Here is a 19386-nt window from a genome sequence, read left to right on the forward strand (position 1 = left end):
GTCACATCTCCCGCAGCTTGGGGTTGAAGACCTCGTCGAGGCCGACGTTCATGATGTAGAGCGAGCCGACGATGAGCGTGATCCCCAGCCCCGGTGGGATGAACCACCACCACAACCCCAGATGGAGCGCGCTCCACTGCACGGCCTGGTTCATCATCAGGCCGAGCGACATCGCGTTGGTGGGCCCGAGCCCGATGAAGTCGAGCGACGCCGCCGTCAGGATCGACCCGCCGAACAGCAGCACGAACGTCATGAAGAGGTAGGAGTACATGTTGGGCGCGACCTCGCGCCGCAGGATCGTGCCCACCCCCACACCGGACAGCCGCGCCAGGTCGATGAAGTCCCGCGAGCGCAGCGACAGGGTCTGCGAGCGGACGGCGCGCGCCACCCACGGCCAGCTGAAGATGCCGATGTACAGCGCCTGCATCGGGACGCTCCGCACGCCGAGGTAGGCGTTGATGATGATGAGCACCACGAAGCCGGGAATCACGAGCACCACGTTGGTGAGCATGTTCAGCAGCTCGTCGATCAGGCCGCCGCGGTAGCCCGCGACGAACCCGATGGTCATGCCGATGACGGCGGACACGGCGCCGCCCAGCACGCCCACGAGGAACGTGGACCGCAGGCCCGCGACGAACTGCGCGAAGACGTCCTGGCCGAACGTCGTGGTGCCGAACGGGAAGTCCGCGGACGGCGGCGCCATGGGCGGCCCCGCGTAGTCCATGGGCGCGTACTTGAGGAACGCCGGCCCGATGAGGCCGAGCAGCAGGAACCCGAGCACCACCACCATGCCGATGATGACCTTGGGGTTGCGCAGCGCGAAGTACAGCGTCTCGCGTGCGTCGCCGCCCGGCTTGCGGCCCGCTACCGGGCCCGCCGCACCGGGTTCGGTCGCCTCGGTCCCCGGCCCCGCAACGGGCTGTGTCGCCGTCATGCTCTTCTCCTTCCGCATGAGCCTGCGGCTCCGCTACGGGCGGGTGCCTCGTACCTCGGCCCCCACCCTCCACTGCACCTCCGGCTCATGCGGTACCCCCCGTCAGTCCGGTCCGCGTGCGGGGGTCCACCAGCACGTAGACGATGTCGATCACGAAGTTGGCGACCAGCACGCCGATCACCACGAACAGCAGGGTGCCCTGCAGCAGGAAGAAGTCCTGGTTCTGGATGGCGGACAGCACGAGCTTGCCCAGGCCCGGGTACGCGAACACGATCTCGGTCACCAGGGCGCCACCCAGGATCGTGCCGAGCTGGAGCGCGAGGCCCGTGATCTGCGGCAGCTGCGCGTTGCGGAACGCGTACTGCCGGATGAGCCGCCTGGGCGCACCGAGCGCGGCGAGGTAGTTCGCGTAGTCGGACTCGAGCTCGTAGATGATCAGGTTGCGCATGCCGATCGCCCAGCCGCCGAGCGAGACCAGGAAGAGCGACAGGAACGGCAGCACCCAGTGCTGCAGCAGGTCGAACGCGAACGACCACGACCACTGCGGCACGAGGCCGAAGTCGTAGCCCCCGGCCACGGGGAACCAGCCGAGCGCCACGCCGAAGCCCCACGCGAGCAGGATCGCCAGCCACATGTACGGCATCGCCGTGACCAGGTAGCCCACCGGCAGGGCCACGTTGTCGAGCCAGCGGCTGCGCGCCGCCATCGCGCCGACGGTGTTGCCGACCACGAAGCTCAGCAGGATCGCCGGGATCATGATGCCGAGCGTGTACGGGACGGCGTCGAGCACCACCTCGCTGACCGGCGTGGGGAACAGCCACACGCTCGTGCCCAGGTCACCGCGGAACAGCGAGCCCCAGTAGTTCAGGTACTGCTGCCAGATCGGCAGGTCCAGACCGAACATGCGCTCGTAGTAGTCGGTCATGGCCACGATCGTCTCGGGGTGCTGGACGGCGGTGCGCGCCACCATCCGCTGAACCGGATCCCCCGGCATGAGCCGGGGGATCAGCCAGTTCAGCGTCACCGCTACGACGAAGGTCAGGCCGTAGACCAGCGTCTTGCGAGCGAGATAGCCGCCCATACGTCAGGAGGCCGGTTCGAGGGCGAGCAGCGCGTTGAGGCCGCCCATCTGCACGTACCCGTTCCACATCACCGGGAAGTACGCGTCCTCGCGCCCTTCCTTGGGCCAGTTGGTCCACTGCGACTCGTTGTACTGCGCCCACGCGCCGTTGTACCAGAGCGGGATCACCGGGAGGTCGGTCATGAACTTCTCCTGCACCTGCGACAGCGCGTCGGAGAACTCGGGGGTGCCGCTCTCGGTGCGCGACAGCTTCTGCACCAGCTCCCAGGCCTCCTCGTCCTCGTACCGGCCGAAGTTGCCCGCCAGCATCTGCTCCTGGACGGGCTGGTAGAACGCGTAGTTGTAGTAGGTCCAGGGCGTGTTGCTCACGCCGGCGTTGCCGTTGATGAGCAGGTCGAAGTCGCCGGTGGCCCGCGCGTCGTCCAGGGCGCCCGCGTCGGGGAAGTCGGCGGTGACCTTGATGCCCGCGGCGGAGGCGTCCTCCGCGATGACGCGTGCGGCCTCCATCCAGTCGGTCCAGCCGGCGGGGACGATGAGCTTGAGGTCGATCTTCTCGCCGTCCGGCGTCTCGACGAAGCCGTCACCGTCGGTGTCCTCGTAGCCGGCGTCGGCCAGGATCGACTTGGCCTCCTCCGCGTCGAACGTGAAGCCGTGCTCGCTCGCGACGTCCTCGTCGTAGTACTGCTCGAACGCCGGCACCAGGCCCGACGGGTGGGCCTTCTGCACGAGGCCGCCGTACGCGTTGGTGACGATCTTGTCGACGTCGATCGACCGAGCGAGCGCCTGGCGGAAGTCGACGTCGTCCATCGGGGCACGCGTCTGGTTCGGGATCAGGTTGGCCGACGCCGCCGCGAGCATGTACGGCTCGCCGTCGTAGTAGGTGCTGACCGAACCCTGGTCCACGAGCGTGTTCACGCCGGGCAGGAAGTTGTTGCTCAGGTCGAGGCTGCCGGACAGCATCAGGCCGAGCGCCACCTCGTTGGAGGTGTTCACGACGTCGACGATGTACTTCATCGGCATCTCGAGGCCGAGCTCGCTCTTGGCCCACCAGTCGTCGTTGCGCTCCCAGACCATCCGGTCCTGCCCGACGGCGGAGAACTTGAACGCACCCGAGCCGATCGGCTTCTCGTTCGGGTTGGACAGCAGCTCGTCGTCCGACCACTCACCCATGATGTGCTCCGGCACGATCATGGTCGTGTAGAGCCAGTTGTCCCACTCCTGGAAGCGGGGGTCGGAGAAGGTGAACTCGACGGTCGTGTCGCTCGTCGCCTCCGCCTTGTCCAGCCAGGTCCACAGGTTGCTCCACGGCACGGCGTCGACCTTGCCGAGCTCCGCGGTGAAGACGACGTCCTCGGCGTCGAGCGTCTCGCCGTCCTGCCACGTGAGGCCCTCGCGGAGCGTGAGCTCGTAGGTGTCGTCGCCGGTCCACTCGCCGCCCTCGGCGAGCCAGGGCTTCAGCTCGAGGGTGATGGGGTCGAACTGGAACAGCGGCTCGTAGAGCAGGCCGCCCAGGCCGGTGGCGCCACCGGCACCGGGAATCGGGTTCCAGGATGCGGGCGGGCCCCACTGGGTACCGCTGGTGAAGAGCGTCTCCTCGCGGGGGTACTCGCCGACGAGCTCGGTCGCCGACTCCATCCCCTCGGCGGTCGCGTAGGGATTCGGCGCGGCCGTGGGTGCGTTCCCACCGCCGCCGCCGGAGCAGCCGGCGAGGAGCATGCCTGCTACCGCGGCCGTCGCAAGGGCCAATGTGCCCCGAGACCTGGTCTGTCGAAGGAACATCATTGATCCTCTCGTCCACCGCACGGCCGTCGTGCGGACCCGGCGCGCCGTCGCTTCGGGTTGCTGAGCATCGTTCTGCCCTTTTGCCCGGCCAGTCAAGGTTTGGGAGGCAAGTTGCCAAAATGTGACGTCGGACCGGTGGAGGGCATTTCGCGCGCGGGGGCCGCCAGCCGCTAGGCTGTGTGCGCCGGTCCGGGCTCTGCCCGACGCCGGACGCGCTCCTCCCTCGCGGAGAGGCGCGAGCGCCTGTAGCTCAGTGGATAGAGCACCGCTCTCCTAAAGCGGGTGTCGGCAGTTCGAGTCTGCCCAGGCGCACACACCACGCGTTCGTCGACCGAGGGTCAGACCCAGGCGGCCGGGTCGGCGAGCACCGCCTGCAGCACCTCGCGCGCCCCGCCCGTGAGCGCCGCCTGCGGCCCGGCCTGCGCGGCACGGACGTCCAGGTCGACGAACGGCGCGGCGAGCACCCGGTCGGCGAGGACCTCCTCGACGTCGGCCCGGAGCCAGGGCAGCAGCTCGGTGTAGGCGCCGCCCAGCACGATGGTGGCGACGTCGAGCAGGTTGACGAAGTCGGCGAGGGCGGAACCGAGCGCCCGGCCGGCCGGCAGCGTGGCCATGGCACTGCCCGACGCGGCGGGGCCGGCGCCGTCCTCCGTCAGCCGCGCGATGAGCGCGCTCAGCGGGGAGTCAGGCGGCAGGCCTGCCGCGCGCATCATCGCCTCCTTGCCCGCGTACTGCTCCAGGCAGCCGAACGCGCCGCACGAGCAGCGCGGTCCGGCCGGGTCGACGACGACGTGCCCGATCTCGCCGTTCCACCCGCGCTCCCCCAGGAACAGCGCGCGGTCGACGACGATGGCCGCACCGATACCGACGTCACCCGAGACGAAGATGAAGGAGTCGGGTGCCGCGACGTCGGAGCCCCCGGCCAGCTCGGCGAGCGCCGCGAGCTTGGCCTCGTTGGCGATGCGGACCTCGAGGTCGCCGAGCCCCAGCAGCGGGACCGGGTCGAGCGTGGACCAGCCGAGGTTGGGTGCCACCTCGAGGAGCCCGGTGCGCGGGTCGACCAGGCCGGGGAGCGCCAGACGCGCGCCGGCGACGGTCATGCCGGACGCCGCGACGCCGTCGGACACCTCGCGGGCCAGCCTGCCGAGGCGGTCGAGCACCGCCGTCGGGTCGCTGTCGTGGAAGGCGCCAGGGACCACGCGCTCGGCGACGACGTCGCCGGTGAGATCGAGCACGCGCGCACCGAGGTAGTCCACGTTCACCTCGAGCCCGAGGCCGACGACGGAACGGGGTGCCGGGACGAGGGGTACCGCGGGCCGGCCGGCTCGCCCGCCGGTCACCGCGGGCAGCTCCCGCACGAGCCCGGCGGCCACCAGCTGGTCCACCAGCGTCGAGACGGTGGCCCGGGCCAGGCCGGTCGCGGCGGCGACACCGGCGCGCGAAAGTGGTTCGGAGACCTCGAACACGGCGCGCGCGACCAGCTCGAGATTGCGTTCGCGCAGGGTGTGCTGCCTGGACGCGCCAGGGCCCGTCCACGTGGTGCTCTCGCGTGCGGTCCCGGCGGTGGTCACGCCTTGACTGTAGCCGAACCTCGCGCAATAGTTCATCCGTACAACAAATGCGGCGCCGCATGCCGGGGCCGCCTCGATGAGGAGACCCCGTGAGCGACATCAAGTACTCGTTCGGCCTGTGGACCGTCGGCTGGCCCGGCGCCGACCCGTTCGGCACGGCGACCCGCCCCGACCTCGACCCCGCCGAGTCCGTCCGCAAGCTCGCGGACCTCGGCGCCTGGGGCTTCACGTTCCACGACAACGACGTCTACCCCTTCGGCTCGGACGACGCCGAGCGCCAGAAGCACATCGACTCGGTCAAGCAGGCCGCCTCCGACACCGGCCTGGTGTGCGAGATGGTCACGACCAACACGTTCACGCACCCCGTCTTCAAGGACGGCGCGTTCACCTCCAACAACCGCGACGTGCGCCGCTTCGGCCTGCGCAAGGTGCTGCGCAACGTGGACCTGGCCGCCGACATGGGCGCCTCCACGTTCGTCATGTGGGGTGGCCGCGAGGGCACCGAGTACGACAACTCGAAGGACCTCAACGCCGCGCACGCGCGCTACGCCGAGGGCATCGACACCGTCGCCTCGTACATCAAGGAGAAGGGCTACGGGCTCAAGATCGCCCTGGAGCCCAAGCCCAACGAGCCGCGCGGCGACATCTTCCTGCCGACGATCGGTCACGCCATCGCGCTGATCGACTCGCTCGACAACGGCGACATCGTGGGCCTCAACCCCGAGACCGGCCACGAGCAGATGGCGGGCCTCAACTACACCCACGGCATCGCCCTGGCGCTGCACCTGGGCAAGCTGTTCCACATCGACCTGAACGGCCAGCACGGGCCGCGCTACGACCAGGACCTCGTGTTCGGTCACGGCGACCTGCTGTCCGCGTTCTTCACGGTCGACCTGCTGGAGAACGGGTTCCCCAACGGCGGTCCCCGCTACGAGGGCCCGCGCCACTTCGACTACAAGCCGTCGCGCACCGAGTACCTCGACGGCGTGTGGGAGTCGGCCAAGGCCAACATGGAGACCTACGACATGCTCGCGGCCAAGGCCGCGGCATACCGTGCCGACTCCGAGGTGCAGGCCGCGTTCGAGCACGCCGGCATCTTCGAGCTGGGCCAGTCGACCCTCGCCGAGGGCGAGACGTTCGACTCGTTCCTGGCCGAGGCCGACCCCGACGTCGACGCGCTGGCCGAGAAGGACTACGGCCTGGTCCGCCTCCACCAGCTGGCGCTGAAGCACCTGATCGGCTGACGCAGCTCCGCGAAGTAGAGCGGGCGTCCGGACGCCCGCTCTACTTCGCGGAACGCCCCTGGCCGGCGCGGTAGCGTGGCCGCCGCGTCCCTTCCCACATCTCCTGGAGCACCGATGCCCCTCGTCGCCGGCGTGGACACGTCCACGCAGTCCTGCAAGATCGTCGTGCGCGACGCCGAGACCGGAGCGCTCGTCCGCACCGGTTCCGCCAAGCACCCGGACGGCACGGAGGTGGACCCGCGGCACTGGTGGGACGCCTTCCAGGAGGCAGCCGCCGCAGCGGGCGGCCTGGCCGACGTCGCAGCGCTCTCCGTGGGCGGTCAGCAGCACGGCATGGTCGTGCTCGACGCCGACGGCAACGTCATCCGGCCCGCGCTGCTGTGGAACGACAACCGTTCCGCGCCGTCGGCCGAGGCGCTGATCACCGAGCTGGGCGAGGGCGACCGCGACACAGGCGCCCAGGCCTGGGCCGACGCCGTCGGCTCCGTGCTCGTCGCGTCCCTCACCGTCACCAAGCTGCGCTGGCTGCACGACAGCGAGCCGGAGAACGCGGCGCGCGTCGCCGCGGTGGCACTCCCCCACGACTGGCTGTCCTGGCGCATCGCGGGCTACGGGCCCGCCGACGACCCCACTGCCCCGCTGGGCCCGCGGCTGGACAAGCTGTTCACCGACCGGTCGGACGCGTCGGGCACCGGGTACTACGACGCCTCCACCGGCCAGTACCGGCCTGACCTGCTGGAACGCGCCCTCGGGCGGACCGACGTCGCGCTGCCGCACGTGGTCGGCGTCGCTGAGACGGGCGCCGTCGCGCATCCGTCCGTCGCGGGCTCGGACGTCGAGGGCGGGGCCCTGGTCGGTCCCGGCGCCGGCGACAACGCGGGCGCCTCCATCGGGCTCGGCATGACGCCGGGCGACATCGCGATCTCGATCGGCACGTCGGGCGTGGTCTCCGCCGTCGCGCCGAAGCGCACCGCCGACGGGTCGGGCGCGATCAACGGCTTCGCCGACGCGACCGGCAACGCCCTCATGCTCGCCGTCACCCTCAACGCGGCGCGCGTCCTGGACGCCGCCCGCGAGGTGCTCGACGTCGACTTCGACGACCTCGCCGAGCTCGCGCTGCAGGCGCCGCCCGGTTCGGACGGCCTGGTGCTCGTGCCGTACCTGGAGGGTGAGCGCACGCCCAACCGCCCCGACGCTACGGGCACGCTGCACGGCATCCGCCTGGCGACGTCGACCCGCGCGCACCTCGCCCGGGCCTACATCGAGGGCATGCTGTGCGGGCTCGCCGACGGCCTCGACGCGCTGCGCGCGCAGGGCGTCTCGGTGGACCGCGTGATGCTGATCGGCGGAGCTGCGCAGTCGCCGGCCGTGCAGCAGATCGCCCCGCAGGTCTTCGGTCTGCCGATCGGCATCCCCGAGCCCGGCGAGTACGTGGCCGACGGCGCCGCGCGCCAGGCCGCCTGGGTCCTTGCCGCCGCGAGCGACCCGGACGCCGCGGCGCCCGAGTGGTCCACGACCATCGCCACGACGCTCGACGCCGACCCGAAGCCAGCGATCCGCGAGCAGTACGCAGCGGTCCGCGACCTGGTCTGACCGCAGAACGCGGCTCCGCCAGGGCGGTCGAGCAGGCCGGAGAACTAGTACGTCCGCGGGGTGTGTTGCGCAGCGTGGACAACGTCTACGCTGCGCAACACACCCCGCGAACCTGGGTTTGCCCTGAGGAGGTACGCGTGCCGGACACGTTCGTCGGCGACCTGATCGCCGCGCTCGGCCGCCGGGCACATGCGCTCGACATCGCCCTGCACACCGTCCAGGTGAGCGTCCGCGGCGAGACCGTCGCGCACGCCGTCAGCGAGCCGGCCGGCCTGGACATGCCCCAGCGGATGTACTCCGTGTCCAAGACGGTCACGGGCCTGGCGATCGGGCTGCTCGCGGACGAGGGGCTGCTGAGCCTCGACGACCCCGTCACGAAGCACTTCCCCGAGATGGGACCGGAGATGCGCCCGGTGCATCCGTGGCTCGAGGCCACGACGCTCCGGCACATGCTCGCCATGCGCGGGCCGCACTCCTCCACCACGTACCAGCGCACGGACGACGGCTGGCTGGAGTCCTACTTCCGCGTGCCGCCGACACACCCGCCGGGCACGCTCTTCACCTACGACACGAGCGCCTCGTACACGCTCGCCGCGCTCGTGGAGCGGCTCACCGGCACGTCCCTCCCGGACTACCTGCGGCCGCGCCTGTTCGACCCGCTGGGCATCAGCCCTGACCTGCGGTTCCTCACCGGGCCGGAGGGCATCGCCCACGGCGGCTCGGGACTGGTCTGCACCCCGCGCGACCTGCTGCGCCTGGCGCATCTCCTGCTCGACGACGGCGTGCACGACGGCGTCCGACTCCTGCCCGCCGACTACCTCCGCGCCGCCACGAGCCCGCAGGCGGACACCACCCTGCAGAACTCCGCCGCCGCGCTGCGTGGCGGCTACGGCTACCAGCTCTGGCTCCCCCGTCCGGGATGGTGGCTCATGTTCGGGCTCGGCGGTCAGCTCGTCTACGGCAACCCTGACCGCGGGCTCGCGGTGGTGGTCACAGCGGACTCCCAGGCCTGCCCGAGCGGGGACCGGTTCATCGACGACGTGCTCGACCTGCTGATCGGTCCACTGGTCGAAGAGGTCGATACCGGCCGCACCCTGGGCGGCACGCCAGGCACCGCCGTCGAGCTGCCCTGGCCCGCGCCTCGTCACGTCGCCGCACACGCACGGCGCGTCGCCGAGCGGTACGCGAACGTCGCCGACGGCCCGGGCCCCGCCGAGCTCGTGCTCTCGCTGGACGACGGCGGGGGTCAGCTGACCGGCGCCAACGGCCCGGCCGGTGCCGACGGCCGTACCGCATCCGACTGGGACGTCGAGCTGCGGTTCGACCGCCCGGTACGGACCGCCGTCGACGACCAGCCCGCCGTCGTCACGGCCGGCTGGACCAGCCCTGACACCTTGGACGTGCGCTGCTCGCTGCTCGGCGACAACCTGACGACGTGGCGCACCCGCCTCGCCTGGGCACCGGACGGCACCCTGGCCGTGCAGTCGCAGGTGTTCGGCGAAACTGCCGGCCACGCCAGGAACTTCCACGCCGCCTACCGCGCGACGCCCTGATCGGTCAGGTGCGGGTGTAGGTCAGGTGCCGGAACCGGAGACCGGACGCCGACGTCGTCCACTCGGTCGACGCGGTGACCGCCCACTCGGGGCCGATCTCGGGGGCGAACACGTCGCCCTCGACCTCCTTGTTGATCTCGGACACCTCCAGCACGTCGGCGACAGGCAGCACCTCGCTGTAGATCTGTGCGCCGCCCATGATCCAGATCTCGTCCCCGCCAGGCGCGTTCGCCGCGATCTCGAGCGCCTCGCCGATGGTGGTGGCCGGCACGGCGTCCGCTTCAGCCACGCTGTCCGGGCCTCGCGACGAGACGACGACGTTGGTGCGGCCGGGCAGCGGACGCTTCGGCAGCGACTCCCAGGTGAGCCGCCCCATCACTACCGGGTGCCCCGCGGTGATGCGCTTGAAGTGGGCGAAGTCCTCGGGCACGCGCCACGGGATGTCCCCGCCGGCGCCGATCACGGGCCGCCCACCGCCGTCGCGTGCCTGTCCCCAGATGAGTCCGATCATCAGACTGCGATCGGTGCCTTGATGGTGGGGTGCGAGACGTAGCCGAGCACCTCGACGTCCTCGAACTCGTAGTCGAAGATCGACTCCCGCGGTGCCAACCGCAGCGAGGGGTACGGGTACGGGTCCCGTTCGAGCTGGGTGCGCACCTGCTCCACGTGGTTGTCGTAGATGTGGCAGTCGCCACCGGTCCACACGAACTCGCCGACCTCGAGGCCGGCCTGCGCCGCGACCATCTGCGTGAGCAGCGCGTAGGAGGCGATGTTGAACGGCACACCGAGGAACAGGTCCGCCGACCGCTGGTAGAGCTGGCAGCTGAGCTTGCCGTCCGCGACGTAGAACTGGAACAGGGCGTGGCACGGCGGCAGCGCCATGTCGTCCACCTCGGCCGGGTTCCACGCCGTCACGACGTGCCGCCGCGAGTCCGGGTTGGTGCGGATCTGCTCGACGACCTTCGCGATCTGGTCCACGTGCCCGCCGTCGGGCGTGGGCCAGGAGCGCCACTGGACACCATAGACGGGGCCGAGCTCGCCCGAATCGTCCGCCCAGTCGTCCCAGATCTTGACCCCGCGCTCCTGCAGCCAGCGCACGTTGGAGTCACCACGGAGGAACCACAGCAGCTCGTACACGACCGACTTCAGATGCACCTTCTTGGTGGTGATCAGCGGGAAGCCCTTGGCCAGGTCGTACCGGATCTGCCGCCCGAAGACGCTGCGCGTCCCCGTGCCGGTCCGGTCACCCTTGTGGGTCCCGTTCTCGAGCACGTCGCGCAGCAGGTCCTCGTACGGGGTGTCGATCGCGGTCATGCGGCAAGCCTACGTCGATCGCTCCGGCGGCCCGCGACGCGCACCGCCGTCAGTTCTGCTTCGCCCGGAGCTGCTTGAGCTGTGTGCCGCGACGCCGGTAGAGCATGCTCATCGTCACTATCGTCAGCGCGACGAGGCCGCCGATGACCGCGCCCCAGGCGGTCCCGCCGCGGAACGCCGGCCCGTCGACGTCGAGGATGCGCTCGCCGGCGTGCGCCGCTGCCGACGTGCCGAGGACGATGCCCAGCGTCAGGAGGTTCGGCACCGCGAGCAGGACTGCCAAGATGAGGAACCCGCTGCGCACCCGCAAGGACCTTCTGGTGAGGACCGCCTGTGCCAGGAGCAGCACCGGCGCCAGCGTGAACACGGCGCCGATCAGGAGACCCCACCAGGCACCCGCGGTGAATGACCCGTCCACCGCGTTGCCGATCACCTGGGCCCACCACCGCGGCAGGAACGCGTCGAGGAACAGGTAGATCAGCCAGACGGCCACGATCACCGCGACGACGCCGACGAGCCGCTTCACGACGTCGCGCCAGTCGGGCCGCCACCGTGCGGCGGCCGGAGGCGTCGGCTGTGCTGCCGCGGGGTCGGTGGGCGCCGGGCCCGCCGGAGCCGGGTCGATCGGCGTCGGACCGGTCGGCGTCGGACCGATCGGCGTCGGACCGATCGGCGTCGGACCGATCGGCGTCGGGCCGGTCGCCTCGGGGCTGTCGCTCGGGTTCTGCGCCATGAGCACGATCGTCGCAGCGTCGGGTGCACTCTGCGCGGTGAACGGGAACGTCGCGGGCCCCGTTCGCGTTGTGCACTAGTCCGACCGACCGGGACGCGCAGGGCCTCACTCCGTGACCGTGTCGGTGACCAGTGGAAGGATGATCCTCATGACGGAGCAGATCACCACCTCGAGCGCCACGAGCGCCGCAGACGCCGTGACCCCATCGCCCACCGACCCGCTCTGGGTGGAGCGCAACGGCATCCGCACCTACACGGGCTTCTCGGCCCGCGGTGCGCGCGTCGAGATCGGTCCGGCCGAGGCGGGTGCCGTGTTCACGCCGGGTGAGCTGATGAAGGTCGCCCTCGCGGCGTGCGCCGGGATGAGCAGCGACAGGGCGTTCGCGCGCCGGCTCGGCGACGACTACAAGACCACCATCCGGGTCGAGGACCCGAAGGACATGGCCGAGGACCGGTACCCGGTGCTCACGGAGAAGTTCGAGATCGACCTGTCCATGCTCGACGACGAGGACCGCGCGAAGCTCCTCACCATCGCGCAGCGGTCGATCGACAAGGCATGCACGGTGGGCCGCACGCTCAAGGCGGGCGCCCAGATCCCGAACGCGCAGTTCGAGCAGCCGACGGAGGACTGACATGGTCGACGACAAGCAGAAGCTGACGGCACCGGAGTCCGACAACAAGCCCACTCCCGGCGACGCGGTACTGAAGCCGGACAACGGCGTCGAGGTCACACCGGCGGACTGGGTCCACTACAAGCCCGACAGCCCGCTCGACCACCTGGTCGACAAGGCGGTGACCATCCCGTCGACGAGCATCCACAAGCACGTGGACAAGGTGCGGGCGCGCAACCCCGACGCCAGCCCGGCAGAGGTCATCAAGCTCCTGGAGAAGGAGTACATGCGGGTGATCCAGACGACGGGCACCGCGGTCGGCGCGGCCGCGGCGATCCCGGCCGTCGGCACGGCGGCGAGCGTCGCGCTGTCCACGAGCGACGTCGCGACGTTCTTCGCCTCGTCGGCCGCGTTCTCCCTCGCGGTGGCGGACGTGCACGGCATCGAGGTCCAGGACGTCCCGCGCCGCCGGGCACTGCTGCTGGCCACGGTGCTCGGTGACCAGGGTGCACAGGACGTCGAGAACGCCATCGGCGGTTCGGGCGTCGCCTGGGGCAAGGTGCTGCTCACGAGCATGCCGCGCACCACGCTGCACAAGGTGAACAAGGCGCTCACGCACCGGTTCATCCAGAAGCAGATCGCCAAGCAGGGCAGCCTGCTGCTGGGGCGCATCCTGCCGTTCGGCGTCGGCGCGATCGTCGGCTGGGTCGGCGCACGCGCCCTCGGACACACCGTGATCGCCCAGTCCCGCGTCGCGTTCGGCGCACCTCCGGAGCACTTCCCCCGGGTCATCGAGCAGAAGTAGGCACGGCTGGGCAACCCATATACGCATCTGCTCGGCGGGATGCCATGACCCGCCCTAGGCTGCGGGTCATGGCGGACACGACCCACGGCGCACTCGCCCCGACGTACCACCCACTGCCGATCACTATCGCGCGGGCGCACGGTACGCACGTATGGGACACGGACGGCAACGAGTTCCTCGACTTCTTGTCGGGGTACTCGGCCCTGAACTTCGGGCACCTGCACCAAGGCCTCGTAGCCGCGGCGATGACGCAGCTGCGCCAGGTCACGCTCACGTCCCGTGCGTTCGACCATGACCGGCTGGAGGAGTTCGCCCAGCGGCTCGTCGAGGTGGTGGGGGTGCTGACGACCGGCGGCGAGGACAGCCTCGTGGTGCCGATGAACACCGGCGCGGAAGCCGTCGAGACCGCGGTCAAGGCGGTCCGCAAGTGGGGTCATGACGTGCGGGGCGTGCCGGAGGACGAGGCGACGATCATCGTCGCCGCCGGCAACTTCCACGGCCGCACCACCACCCTCGTCGGCCTCTCCGACAACCCGACCGCGCGCGACGGGTTCGGACCCTTCGCCCCGGGGTTCCGGCGGGTTCCGTTCGGCGACCTGGACGCCGTGGCCGCCGCCGTCGACGACACCACGGTGGCCGTCCTGATGGAGCCGGTGCAGGGCGAGGCCGGTGTCGTGGTGCCACCGGACGATTTCTGGCCCGGCCTGCGAGAGCTCACCGCCAAGCAGGACATCGCCCTGGTGGCCGACGAGGTCCAGTCGGGGCTGGGCCGCACCGGCACCACCCTGGCCTGTGAGCTCTGGGACGTGCAGCCCGACCTGGTCTGCCTGGGCAAGGCGCTGGGCGGCGGGATCATCCCGGTCTCGGCGGTGGTCGGCAAGCCGGAGATCCTCGGCGTCCTGACCCCTGGCACGCACGGCTCGACGTTCGGCGGCAACCCGCTGGCGTGCGCCGTCGGCATCGCGGCACTCGACCTGCTCTCGACGGGTCAGTACCAGGCCCGCGCGGCGGCGTCGGGCAAGGTGCTCACGGAACGACTCGAGGCCCTCGTCGAACGGGGTCTGCTGGCCGAGGCCCGCACCATCGGGCTGTGGGCGGGCATCGACCTGGACCCCGCGCTCGGCACCGGGCGCGAGCTCTGCGAGGCGCTGCTGGAGCGCGGCGTCCTCGCCAAGGACGCGCGTACCGAGACGGTCCGCCTGTCCCCGCCGCTGTCGATCGTCCAGCCCGAGCTGGAGATGGCGCTGGACATCCTCGAGGAGTCCCTGGTCGCGCTCCGTGGTGAGCACTCCGCTGCCGCCGCCAACGAGATGGCGAACGCGGCAGCCGAGGAGTCGGCGGACGCTGCACCGGCTACGGCAGCAGACACGGCAACAGACACTGCAGCGGACGAGGCAGCGGACGACGCGACGGACGACATCTCCGCCGAGGAGCCGGGCGAGGACCTGGGTGAAGACCCCGGCGAGGCCGCCGGTGCCGACGACGTAGCGGACCAGGTGCCGGACGCCACTGACGCCACGGCCCAGGCCGAGGACGCTGCCGCGGAGACCGAAACGCCCGCCTCCCCAGCCGTTGATCCGGCCGACGTCGTCGAGGACAGGGCCGCAACGGAAGGCAACGACGAACGCTCCGAACTGTCACCGACCGCCGGCTGAGCGTAGGCTCCGGGAGGTGACCACTACGACGTCGTCCCCCACCGTCATGCTCCCGGCGCTCCCCGAGCTTCAGCAGGCCTACGCCGAGCTTCAGGCCAAGAACCTGAAGCTGGATCTCACGCGTGGCAAGCCGTCGGCCGAGCAGCTCGACCTCGCCGAGCCGATGCTGGCCCTGCCCGGCGTCGGCGTGCACGCCGACGACACGGGCACCGATGCCCGCAACTACGGCGGACTCGACGGCGGGCTCGCGATCCGGCGTATCTTCGCCGAGCTGCTGGACGTGCCGGTCGAGCAGCTCCTCGCCGGCGGCAACGCCTCGCTCACGACCATGCACGACGTCGTCGCGTACGCCGAGCTGTTCGGTTTCCCCGAGTCCCCGAAGCCGTGGGCGCGCGAGGAGAAGGTGCGCTGGATCTGCTCGGTGCCGGGCTACGACCGCCACTTCACGATCTGCGAGGCGCTCGGCATCGAGATGATCCCGGTGCCGATGACGCCGGACGGGCCCGACGCCGCGGCCGTTGCCGCGCTCGTCGCCGAGGACCCCACCATCAAGGGCATGTGGGTGGTCCCCACCTACTCGAACCCGGACGGCGCGGTCATCACCGAGGACGTCGCCCGCGCGCTGGTCTCGATGCCCGCCGCGGCTCCGGACTTCCGCATCCTGTGGGACAACGCGTACGCGGTGCACCACCTGACCGACGACGAGGTGACCAGCCCGAACGCCATCGCGCTGGCCGCGGAGGCCGGGAACCCGGACCGCGTGATCCTGTTCGCCTCGACGTCCAAGGTCACGTTCGCCGGTGCGGGCGTCTCCTTCCTCGCCAGCTCGCCGGCCAACATCGCCTGGTACAAGAAGCACCTGTCGGCGGCCTCGATCGGCCCGGACAAGATCAACCACCTGCGGCACGCGCTGTTCTTCGGCTCGGCCGACGGCGTGCGCGAGCACATGCGCAAGCACCGCGAGATCCTGGCGCCCAAGTTCGAGGCAGTGGCACAGATCCTGAACGAGCGCCTGGGCGGGTACGGCATCGCGTCGTGGACGGAGCCCAAGGGCGGCTACTTCGTGTCGCTCGACGTCGCTCCGGGTACCGCGTCCCGCGTGGTGCAGCTCGCCAAGGAGGCGGGGATCGCGCTGACGCCTGCGGGCGCCACCCACCCGTACGGCAAGGACCCGGAGAACAAGAACGTGCGCCTGGCCCCGTCGATGCCCCCGCTGGACGAGGTCCGCACGGCGATGGACGGCGTGGCGACCTGCGTCCTCCTGGCCGCCGCGGAGGCGGCCTCGAAATAGAACCACCGCGAAGGAGAACGACGGCGAAGGAGAACCCCAGCGAGCGGCAACCCGCTTCGCTGGGGTTCTCCTTCGCCGCAGTTCTACTTCGGCGGTGCGGCGTGGTCAGTCCGTGCAGTGCTTGTTGACCACGAGCACCGGGCATGCCGCGTGGTGCAGCACCGCCTGGCTCGTGGAGCCCAGCAGCAGCCCGCGGAACCCGCCTCGGCCGCGTGACCCCAGAACCACCAGGTCCGACGCCGTCGAGAACTCCGTCAGCAGCTCCGCGCCGGTACCGTCCAGCACGATCCGCCGGATCCGCAGGCCGGGGTTCTGTGCCTCGTACTTGTCGACCAGGACGTCCATGCCGGCCCCGATGTCGGCGAGCACCTGCTCACGGTCGATGTTGGACGGCAGCCACGCGAGCATCCCGCTGTTCCCCACGGGCACGCCGGTGACGGCGGTCAGCTCCGCCCCCCACGCGTTCGCCTGCAGGATCGCGTGCTGCAGCGCCCGCTCGGCCTGCGGCGACCCGTCCACGCCGACGACGATCCGGCGCACCTCCCGGATCTCGGCCGCCCCTGGCGCCGTCGTGCTCGTCTCGGCGTCCGCTCCCGACGCGGAGCCCTGCACGGTCCAGGAGACACCCCTGTTCGCCTCGGCGCGCAACGGGACCACGACGACGGGGCACCGCGCGTGCGCGGGCAGCGCGGACGACACGGTGCCCAGCAGCCGCTCGGTGAACCCGCCACGGCCGCGCGTACCGACGACGGCCAGCCCGTAGTCGCCGGACAGCTCCACGAGCACGCCCGCGGCGTCGCCGGTCGCGACCTCGGTCGTGGCGCGCACCCCGGCGTCCGCCACGCGCGCCTCCGCCTCGGTGAGGACCGACTTGGCACCCTCCTGGATGGTCGTGTCGTCGAGGGCGGCGTATCCGCCGTCGAGCGACGCGGCCGTGAAGGACGGCAGCGAATAGCTGCAGACGATGTGCAGCGCCCAGCCCACGCGGTGCGCGTAGGCGGTGGCCCAGTCCAGCGCGTGCAGGCTCGCGGCCGACCCGTCCACCCCGACCAGCACGACCTCGGATCGCGTCATCGCAAGACCTCTCTTCGCCCAAGCACCATTGCACTCCAACGCTACCGGCGGCACGCGCGTTATGGGTAACCAGAGGCAAAAAGACTGCAGAACGAAGGCAAAGCAGAGATCCGCGAAGTAGAGCGCCTGTCCGGGTCTCCCTGGTGACACCAGGGAATTTCGGACAGGCGCTCTACTTCGCGGATCTCTGCGGTGCGGTACTACGCGGCTGGGATCAGCCCAGGCGGATGAACGTGGGGTTCGACTGCCAGATGGTGCGGAAGTCGACGACGGTGCCCGGCTTGGACGCGTCGATCATCGTGTTGCCACCGGCGTAGATCGAGACGTGCCCGGGGGTCCACATCAGGTCGCCCGGCTGAGCCTCGGACGCCGGCACCTGGGTGCCGTAGCTGGCCTGCGACGACGACGAGTGCGGCAGGTTGATGCCGAGCTGCCCGTAGACGTACTTGGTGAAGCCGGAGCAGTCCATACCGCTCGGGCTGGAGCCACCGGAGACGTACGGCACGCCGATGTAGCGGCTCGCGATCGAGATCACGGAGTTGCCGATCGCCGACGCGGGGATGTCGACCGAGCTGGAGACGGCGCTGGCGGCTGCCTCGGCGGCCTCAGCAGCCTCGGCGGCGGCAGCCTCAGCCGCCTCCTCCGCCTCGTTCGCGGCGAGCTCTGCCTGGTAGTCCTCGTTCTCGGCGGCCGAGACCACGGAGACCGCGGACTTCTCGACGTTGAGCTCTGCGTCGGGTGCGACCGACACGACGGGTGCGTTCGACAGCGCCTCACGGGCCTGCGTCGCCAGCGCGTTGAGGTCGACCGAGTTCATCTTCGCGTGGCCGGTCTCCACCGGAGCCGCCTGAGCGACCAGCGCGCCACCGAAGGTCGAGACGAGGAGCGCGCCACCAGCGGCTGCGACCGCGGTGCGGCGGCCTACTGCGGCGTTCTGAGCAAGTTCGGTGAACGGAGTCACTGGTCGTCGCGCAGCCCGATGGCGAGCGCGAGTCGTACGTGCAGTCACGTAGTACCTCTCCTTGAACGCCTTCGAGGTCAGCTGTCGGGTTCGGGTGGGAGAAATCACCCGGCCGAGCATCCCGAAGGAATACCCAGCTTCACCCCGAGGACGCACCCTGGCGCCCATTGGTGGGTCCCCCGCCTCTGTCATGCGGTCGTCTTGGGGCCCCGGCCGGTGACAGAGTTCGGCGTCCGTCCGAGGACCCCCACGAATAACTCCGTGGGAGCGGTCCGAACGTACCGGACCTCACCCTCGATGTCACGTTCCGGCAACGACTGCCAGGGCGTGTCGCACGAGGGGTTTCGCTTTTCAGACAAAGGGGACGTCAATCCGACGACAGCTGGACGACCGAGAGGCCCGCGAGGGGTCCGATCAGACCGTCGCGACGAAGAGGTGGCGGGCCACGTCCTCGCCGAGCTCGAGCGCCGTACCCGCGCCGTCGACGGCCACCGTGAAGGTCCCGCCGCTGTGCTCAGCCGTGATGCGGGAGCCGGGCACCAGGCCGGCCTCGGACAGGCGAGCGAGCAGCTCGATGTCCGTCTGCAGCGGCTCCGCGATGCGGGTGAGCGACGCCGCGAGCGGCTCGCCCTTGACGCCCTTCTTCGCCGCCGCCTCGAACGCGGCGGGCAACGAGATCACACCGGTCAGGAACGGCACGTCGGTGTATTCCTCGCCGAGCTCCGACAGCCCGGGGATCGGGTTGCCGTACGGGTCGTGGTGCGGGTGGTCGAGCAGGCCGACAAGGCGCTTCTCCACCAGGTCGCTCATCACGTGCTCCCAGCGGCAGGCCTCGACGTGCACGTGCTCCCAGTCGAGCTTGATGACGTCGGTCAGCAGCCGCTCCGCGAGGCGGTGCTTGCGCATCACGCGCATCGCCTTGTCGTGTCCCAGCTCCGTAAGCTCGAGGTGCCGGTCGCCCGTCACGATCACGAGGCCGTCGCGCTCCATGCGGGCGACGGTCTGCGACACCGTCGGTCCGGAGTGCCCCAGCCGTTCCGCGATGCGCGCACGCAGGGGCGTGATGCCCTCCTCGTCGAGCTCGTAGATCGTCTTGAGATACATCTCGGTGGTGTCGATCAGATCCGTCACGTCAGCTCCCGTCATGCGCACAGCCGCCCAGTCGCCCTGGACACGTGCGGCCCG

The 19386-nt window shown here is 70.6% G+C and carries 17 protein-coding genes, 1 tRNA gene and 1 riboswitch; of the genes, 8 read left to right on the top strand and 10 right to left on the bottom strand.

Features of this window, described 5'->3' with window-relative positions; translation table 11 throughout:
* Nucleotide 1: 1 nt before the first annotated feature.
* The 3 genes from AB0I32_RS19175 to AB0I32_RS19185 form a co-directional block, all read right to left on the bottom strand.
* Nucleotides 2-934 (bottom strand): ABC transporter permease, encoded by a 933-nt coding sequence (locus AB0I32_RS19175; RefSeq protein ID WP_357508836.1) that lies wholly within the window; start codon nucleotides 932-934, stop codon nucleotides 2-4.
* Between the two features lie 85 nt (nucleotides 935-1019).
* Entirely contained in the window at nucleotides 1020-2015 is a 996-nt protein-coding gene (locus AB0I32_RS19180; protein WP_357508839.1) for an ABC transporter permease, read from the bottom strand.
* A 3-nt stretch (nucleotides 2016-2018) separates the two neighbouring features.
* Complete coding sequence (locus AB0I32_RS19185) at nucleotides 2019-3731, bottom strand: ABC transporter substrate-binding protein (protein ID WP_357508841.1); 1713 nt, start codon at nucleotides 3729-3731, stop codon at nucleotides 2019-2021.
* 305 nt (nucleotides 3732-4036) lie between these two features.
* Between AB0I32_RS19185 and AB0I32_RS19190 the strand changes: the two genes are divergently transcribed.
* A tRNA-Arg gene (locus AB0I32_RS19190) sits at nucleotides 4037-4109 on the top strand.
* A gap of 26 nt (nucleotides 4110-4135) precedes the next feature.
* Here the strand turns inward: AB0I32_RS19190 and AB0I32_RS19195 are convergent.
* Nucleotides 4136-5368, bottom strand: coding sequence for an ROK family transcriptional regulator (locus AB0I32_RS19195; protein WP_357508843.1), 1233 nt, complete (start codon nucleotides 5366-5368; stop codon nucleotides 4136-4138).
* 89 nt (nucleotides 5369-5457) lie between these two features.
* Between AB0I32_RS19195 and xylA the strand changes: the two genes are divergently transcribed.
* From xylA to AB0I32_RS19210, 3 genes are all read left to right on the top strand, one after another.
* Nucleotides 5458-6612, top strand: a complete 1155-nt coding sequence (gene xylA / locus AB0I32_RS19200; RefSeq protein WP_357508845.1) for a xylose isomerase — start codon at nucleotides 5458-5460, stop codon at nucleotides 6610-6612.
* 114 nt (nucleotides 6613-6726) lie between these two features.
* Nucleotides 6727-8205 carry a xylulokinase gene (xylB, locus tag AB0I32_RS19205; RefSeq protein ID WP_357508847.1) on the top strand — a complete coding sequence of 493 codons (1479 nt, stop codon included), beginning with the start codon at nucleotides 6727-6729 and terminating at the stop codon, nucleotides 8203-8205.
* Between the two features lie 137 nt (nucleotides 8206-8342).
* Nucleotides 8343-9758, top strand: a complete 1416-nt coding sequence (locus AB0I32_RS19210; RefSeq protein WP_357508849.1) for a serine hydrolase domain-containing protein — start codon at nucleotides 8343-8345, stop codon at nucleotides 9756-9758.
* Nucleotides 9759-9762: 4 nt separating this feature from the next.
* Here AB0I32_RS19210 and AB0I32_RS19215 read toward each other — a convergent pair whose 3' ends face one another.
* Genes AB0I32_RS19215 through AB0I32_RS19225 form a run of 3 tightly spaced genes read right to left on the bottom strand, consistent with a single transcriptional unit; the run spans nucleotide 9763 to nucleotide 11805 of the window.
* Nucleotides 9763-10269, bottom strand: a complete 507-nt coding sequence (locus AB0I32_RS19215; RefSeq protein WP_357508851.1) for a dihydrofolate reductase — start codon at nucleotides 10267-10269, stop codon at nucleotides 9763-9765.
* Nucleotides 10269-11072 (bottom strand): thymidylate synthase, encoded by an 804-nt coding sequence (locus tag AB0I32_RS19220; RefSeq protein ID WP_357508853.1) that lies wholly within the window; start codon nucleotides 11070-11072, stop codon nucleotides 10269-10271. The genes AB0I32_RS19215 and AB0I32_RS19220 overlap by 1 nt, the downstream gene beginning before the upstream one ends.
* A 49-nt stretch (nucleotides 11073-11121) precedes the next feature.
* On the bottom strand, nucleotides 11122-11805 hold the full coding sequence (locus tag AB0I32_RS19225) for a hypothetical protein (protein ID WP_357508855.1): 684 nt from the start codon (nucleotides 11803-11805) through the stop codon (nucleotides 11122-11124).
* Between the two features lie 148 nt (nucleotides 11806-11953).
* On the opposite strand from AB0I32_RS19225, the gene AB0I32_RS19230 reads away from it, so the two are divergent.
* The 4 genes from AB0I32_RS19230 (at nucleotide 11954) to AB0I32_RS19245 (ending at nucleotide 16166) form a co-directional block, all read left to right on the top strand.
* On the top strand, nucleotides 11954-12436 hold the full coding sequence (locus AB0I32_RS19230; protein ID WP_357508857.1) for an OsmC family protein: 483 nt from the start codon (nucleotides 11954-11956) through the stop codon (nucleotides 12434-12436).
* Between the two features lies 1 nt (nucleotide 12437).
* Nucleotides 12438-13220, top strand: coding sequence for a hypothetical protein (locus AB0I32_RS19235; protein WP_357508859.1), 783 nt, complete (start codon nucleotides 12438-12440; stop codon nucleotides 13218-13220).
* Nucleotides 13221-13288: 68 nt separating this feature from the next.
* Nucleotides 13289-14875, top strand: coding sequence for an ornithine--oxo-acid transaminase (rocD, locus tag AB0I32_RS19240; RefSeq protein ID WP_357508861.1), 1587 nt, complete (start codon nucleotides 13289-13291; stop codon nucleotides 14873-14875).
* Nucleotides 14876-14921: 46 nt separating this feature from the next.
* Nucleotides 14922-16166 carry an aminotransferase class I/II-fold pyridoxal phosphate-dependent enzyme gene (locus AB0I32_RS19245; protein ID WP_357508926.1) on the top strand — a complete coding sequence of 415 codons (1245 nt, stop codon included), beginning with the start codon at nucleotides 14922-14924 and terminating at the stop codon, nucleotides 16164-16166.
* 105 nt (nucleotides 16167-16271) lie between these two features.
* On the opposite strand, the gene AB0I32_RS19250 is transcribed toward AB0I32_RS19245, so the two are convergent.
* The 3 genes from AB0I32_RS19250 to AB0I32_RS19260 form a co-directional block, all read right to left on the bottom strand.
* Entirely contained in the window at nucleotides 16272-17240 is a 969-nt protein-coding gene (locus AB0I32_RS19250) for a universal stress protein (RefSeq protein WP_357508863.1), read from the bottom strand.
* 214 nt (nucleotides 17241-17454) lie between these two features.
* On the bottom strand, nucleotides 17455-18201 hold the full coding sequence (locus tag AB0I32_RS19255) for an NlpC/P60 family protein (protein ID WP_357508865.1): 747 nt from the start codon (nucleotides 18199-18201) through the stop codon (nucleotides 17455-17457).
* A gap of 50 nt (nucleotides 18202-18251) precedes the next feature.
* A riboswitch (cyclic di-AMP (ydaO/yuaA leader) is annotated at nucleotides 18252-18443 on the bottom strand.
* Between the two features lie 172 nt (nucleotides 18444-18615).
* Nucleotides 18616-19332, bottom strand: coding sequence for a metal-dependent transcriptional regulator (locus AB0I32_RS19260; RefSeq protein ID WP_357508867.1), 717 nt, complete (start codon nucleotides 19330-19332; stop codon nucleotides 18616-18618).
* Between the last annotated feature and the right edge of the window lie 54 nt (nucleotides 19333-19386).

The sequence above is a fragment of the Promicromonospora sp. NPDC050249 genome (assembly GCF_040656015.1).
Classification (GTDB): domain Bacteria; phylum Actinomycetota; class Actinomycetes; order Actinomycetales; family Cellulomonadaceae; genus Promicromonospora.

Excerpts from the sequence above, each read along its gene's own strand:
- AB0I32_RS19250 (WP_357508863.1), bottom strand. The coding sequence starts at position 17,240 with ATGACGCGATCCGAGGTCGTGCTGGTCGGGGTGGACGGGTCGGCCGCG.
- AB0I32_RS19220 (WP_357508853.1), bottom strand. The coding sequence starts at position 11,072 with ATGACCGCGATCGACACCCCGTACGAGGACCTGCTGCGCGACGTGCTC.
- AB0I32_RS19175 (WP_357508836.1), bottom strand. The coding sequence starts at position 934 with ATGACGGCGACACAGCCCGTTGCGGGGCCGGGGACCGAGGCGACCGAA.
- AB0I32_RS19245 (WP_357508926.1), top strand. The coding sequence starts at position 14,922 with ATGCTCCCGGCGCTCCCCGAGCTTCAGCAGGCCTACGCCGAGCTTCAG.
- AB0I32_RS19225 (WP_357508855.1), bottom strand. The coding sequence starts at position 11,805 with ATGGCGCAGAACCCGAGCGACAGCCCCGAGGCGACCGGCCCGACGCCG.
- xylB (WP_357508847.1), top strand. The coding sequence starts at position 6,727 with ATGCCCCTCGTCGCCGGCGTGGACACGTCCACGCAGTCCTGCAAGATC.
- AB0I32_RS19230 (WP_357508857.1), top strand. The coding sequence starts at position 11,954 with ATGACGGAGCAGATCACCACCTCGAGCGCCACGAGCGCCGCAGACGCC.
- AB0I32_RS19180 (WP_357508839.1), bottom strand. The coding sequence starts at position 2,015 with ATGGGCGGCTATCTCGCTCGCAAGACGCTGGTCTACGGCCTGACCTTC.
- AB0I32_RS19185 (WP_357508841.1), bottom strand. The coding sequence starts at position 3,731 with ATGCTCCTCGCCGGCTGCTCCGGCGGCGGCGGTGGGAACGCACCCACG.
- rocD (WP_357508861.1), top strand. The coding sequence starts at position 13,289 with ATGGCGGACACGACCCACGGCGCACTCGCCCCGACGTACCACCCACTG.
- AB0I32_RS19215 (WP_357508851.1), bottom strand. The coding sequence starts at position 10,269 with ATGATCGGACTCATCTGGGGACAGGCACGCGACGGCGGTGGGCGGCCC.
- AB0I32_RS19235 (WP_357508859.1), top strand. The coding sequence starts at position 12,438 with ATGGTCGACGACAAGCAGAAGCTGACGGCACCGGAGTCCGACAACAAG.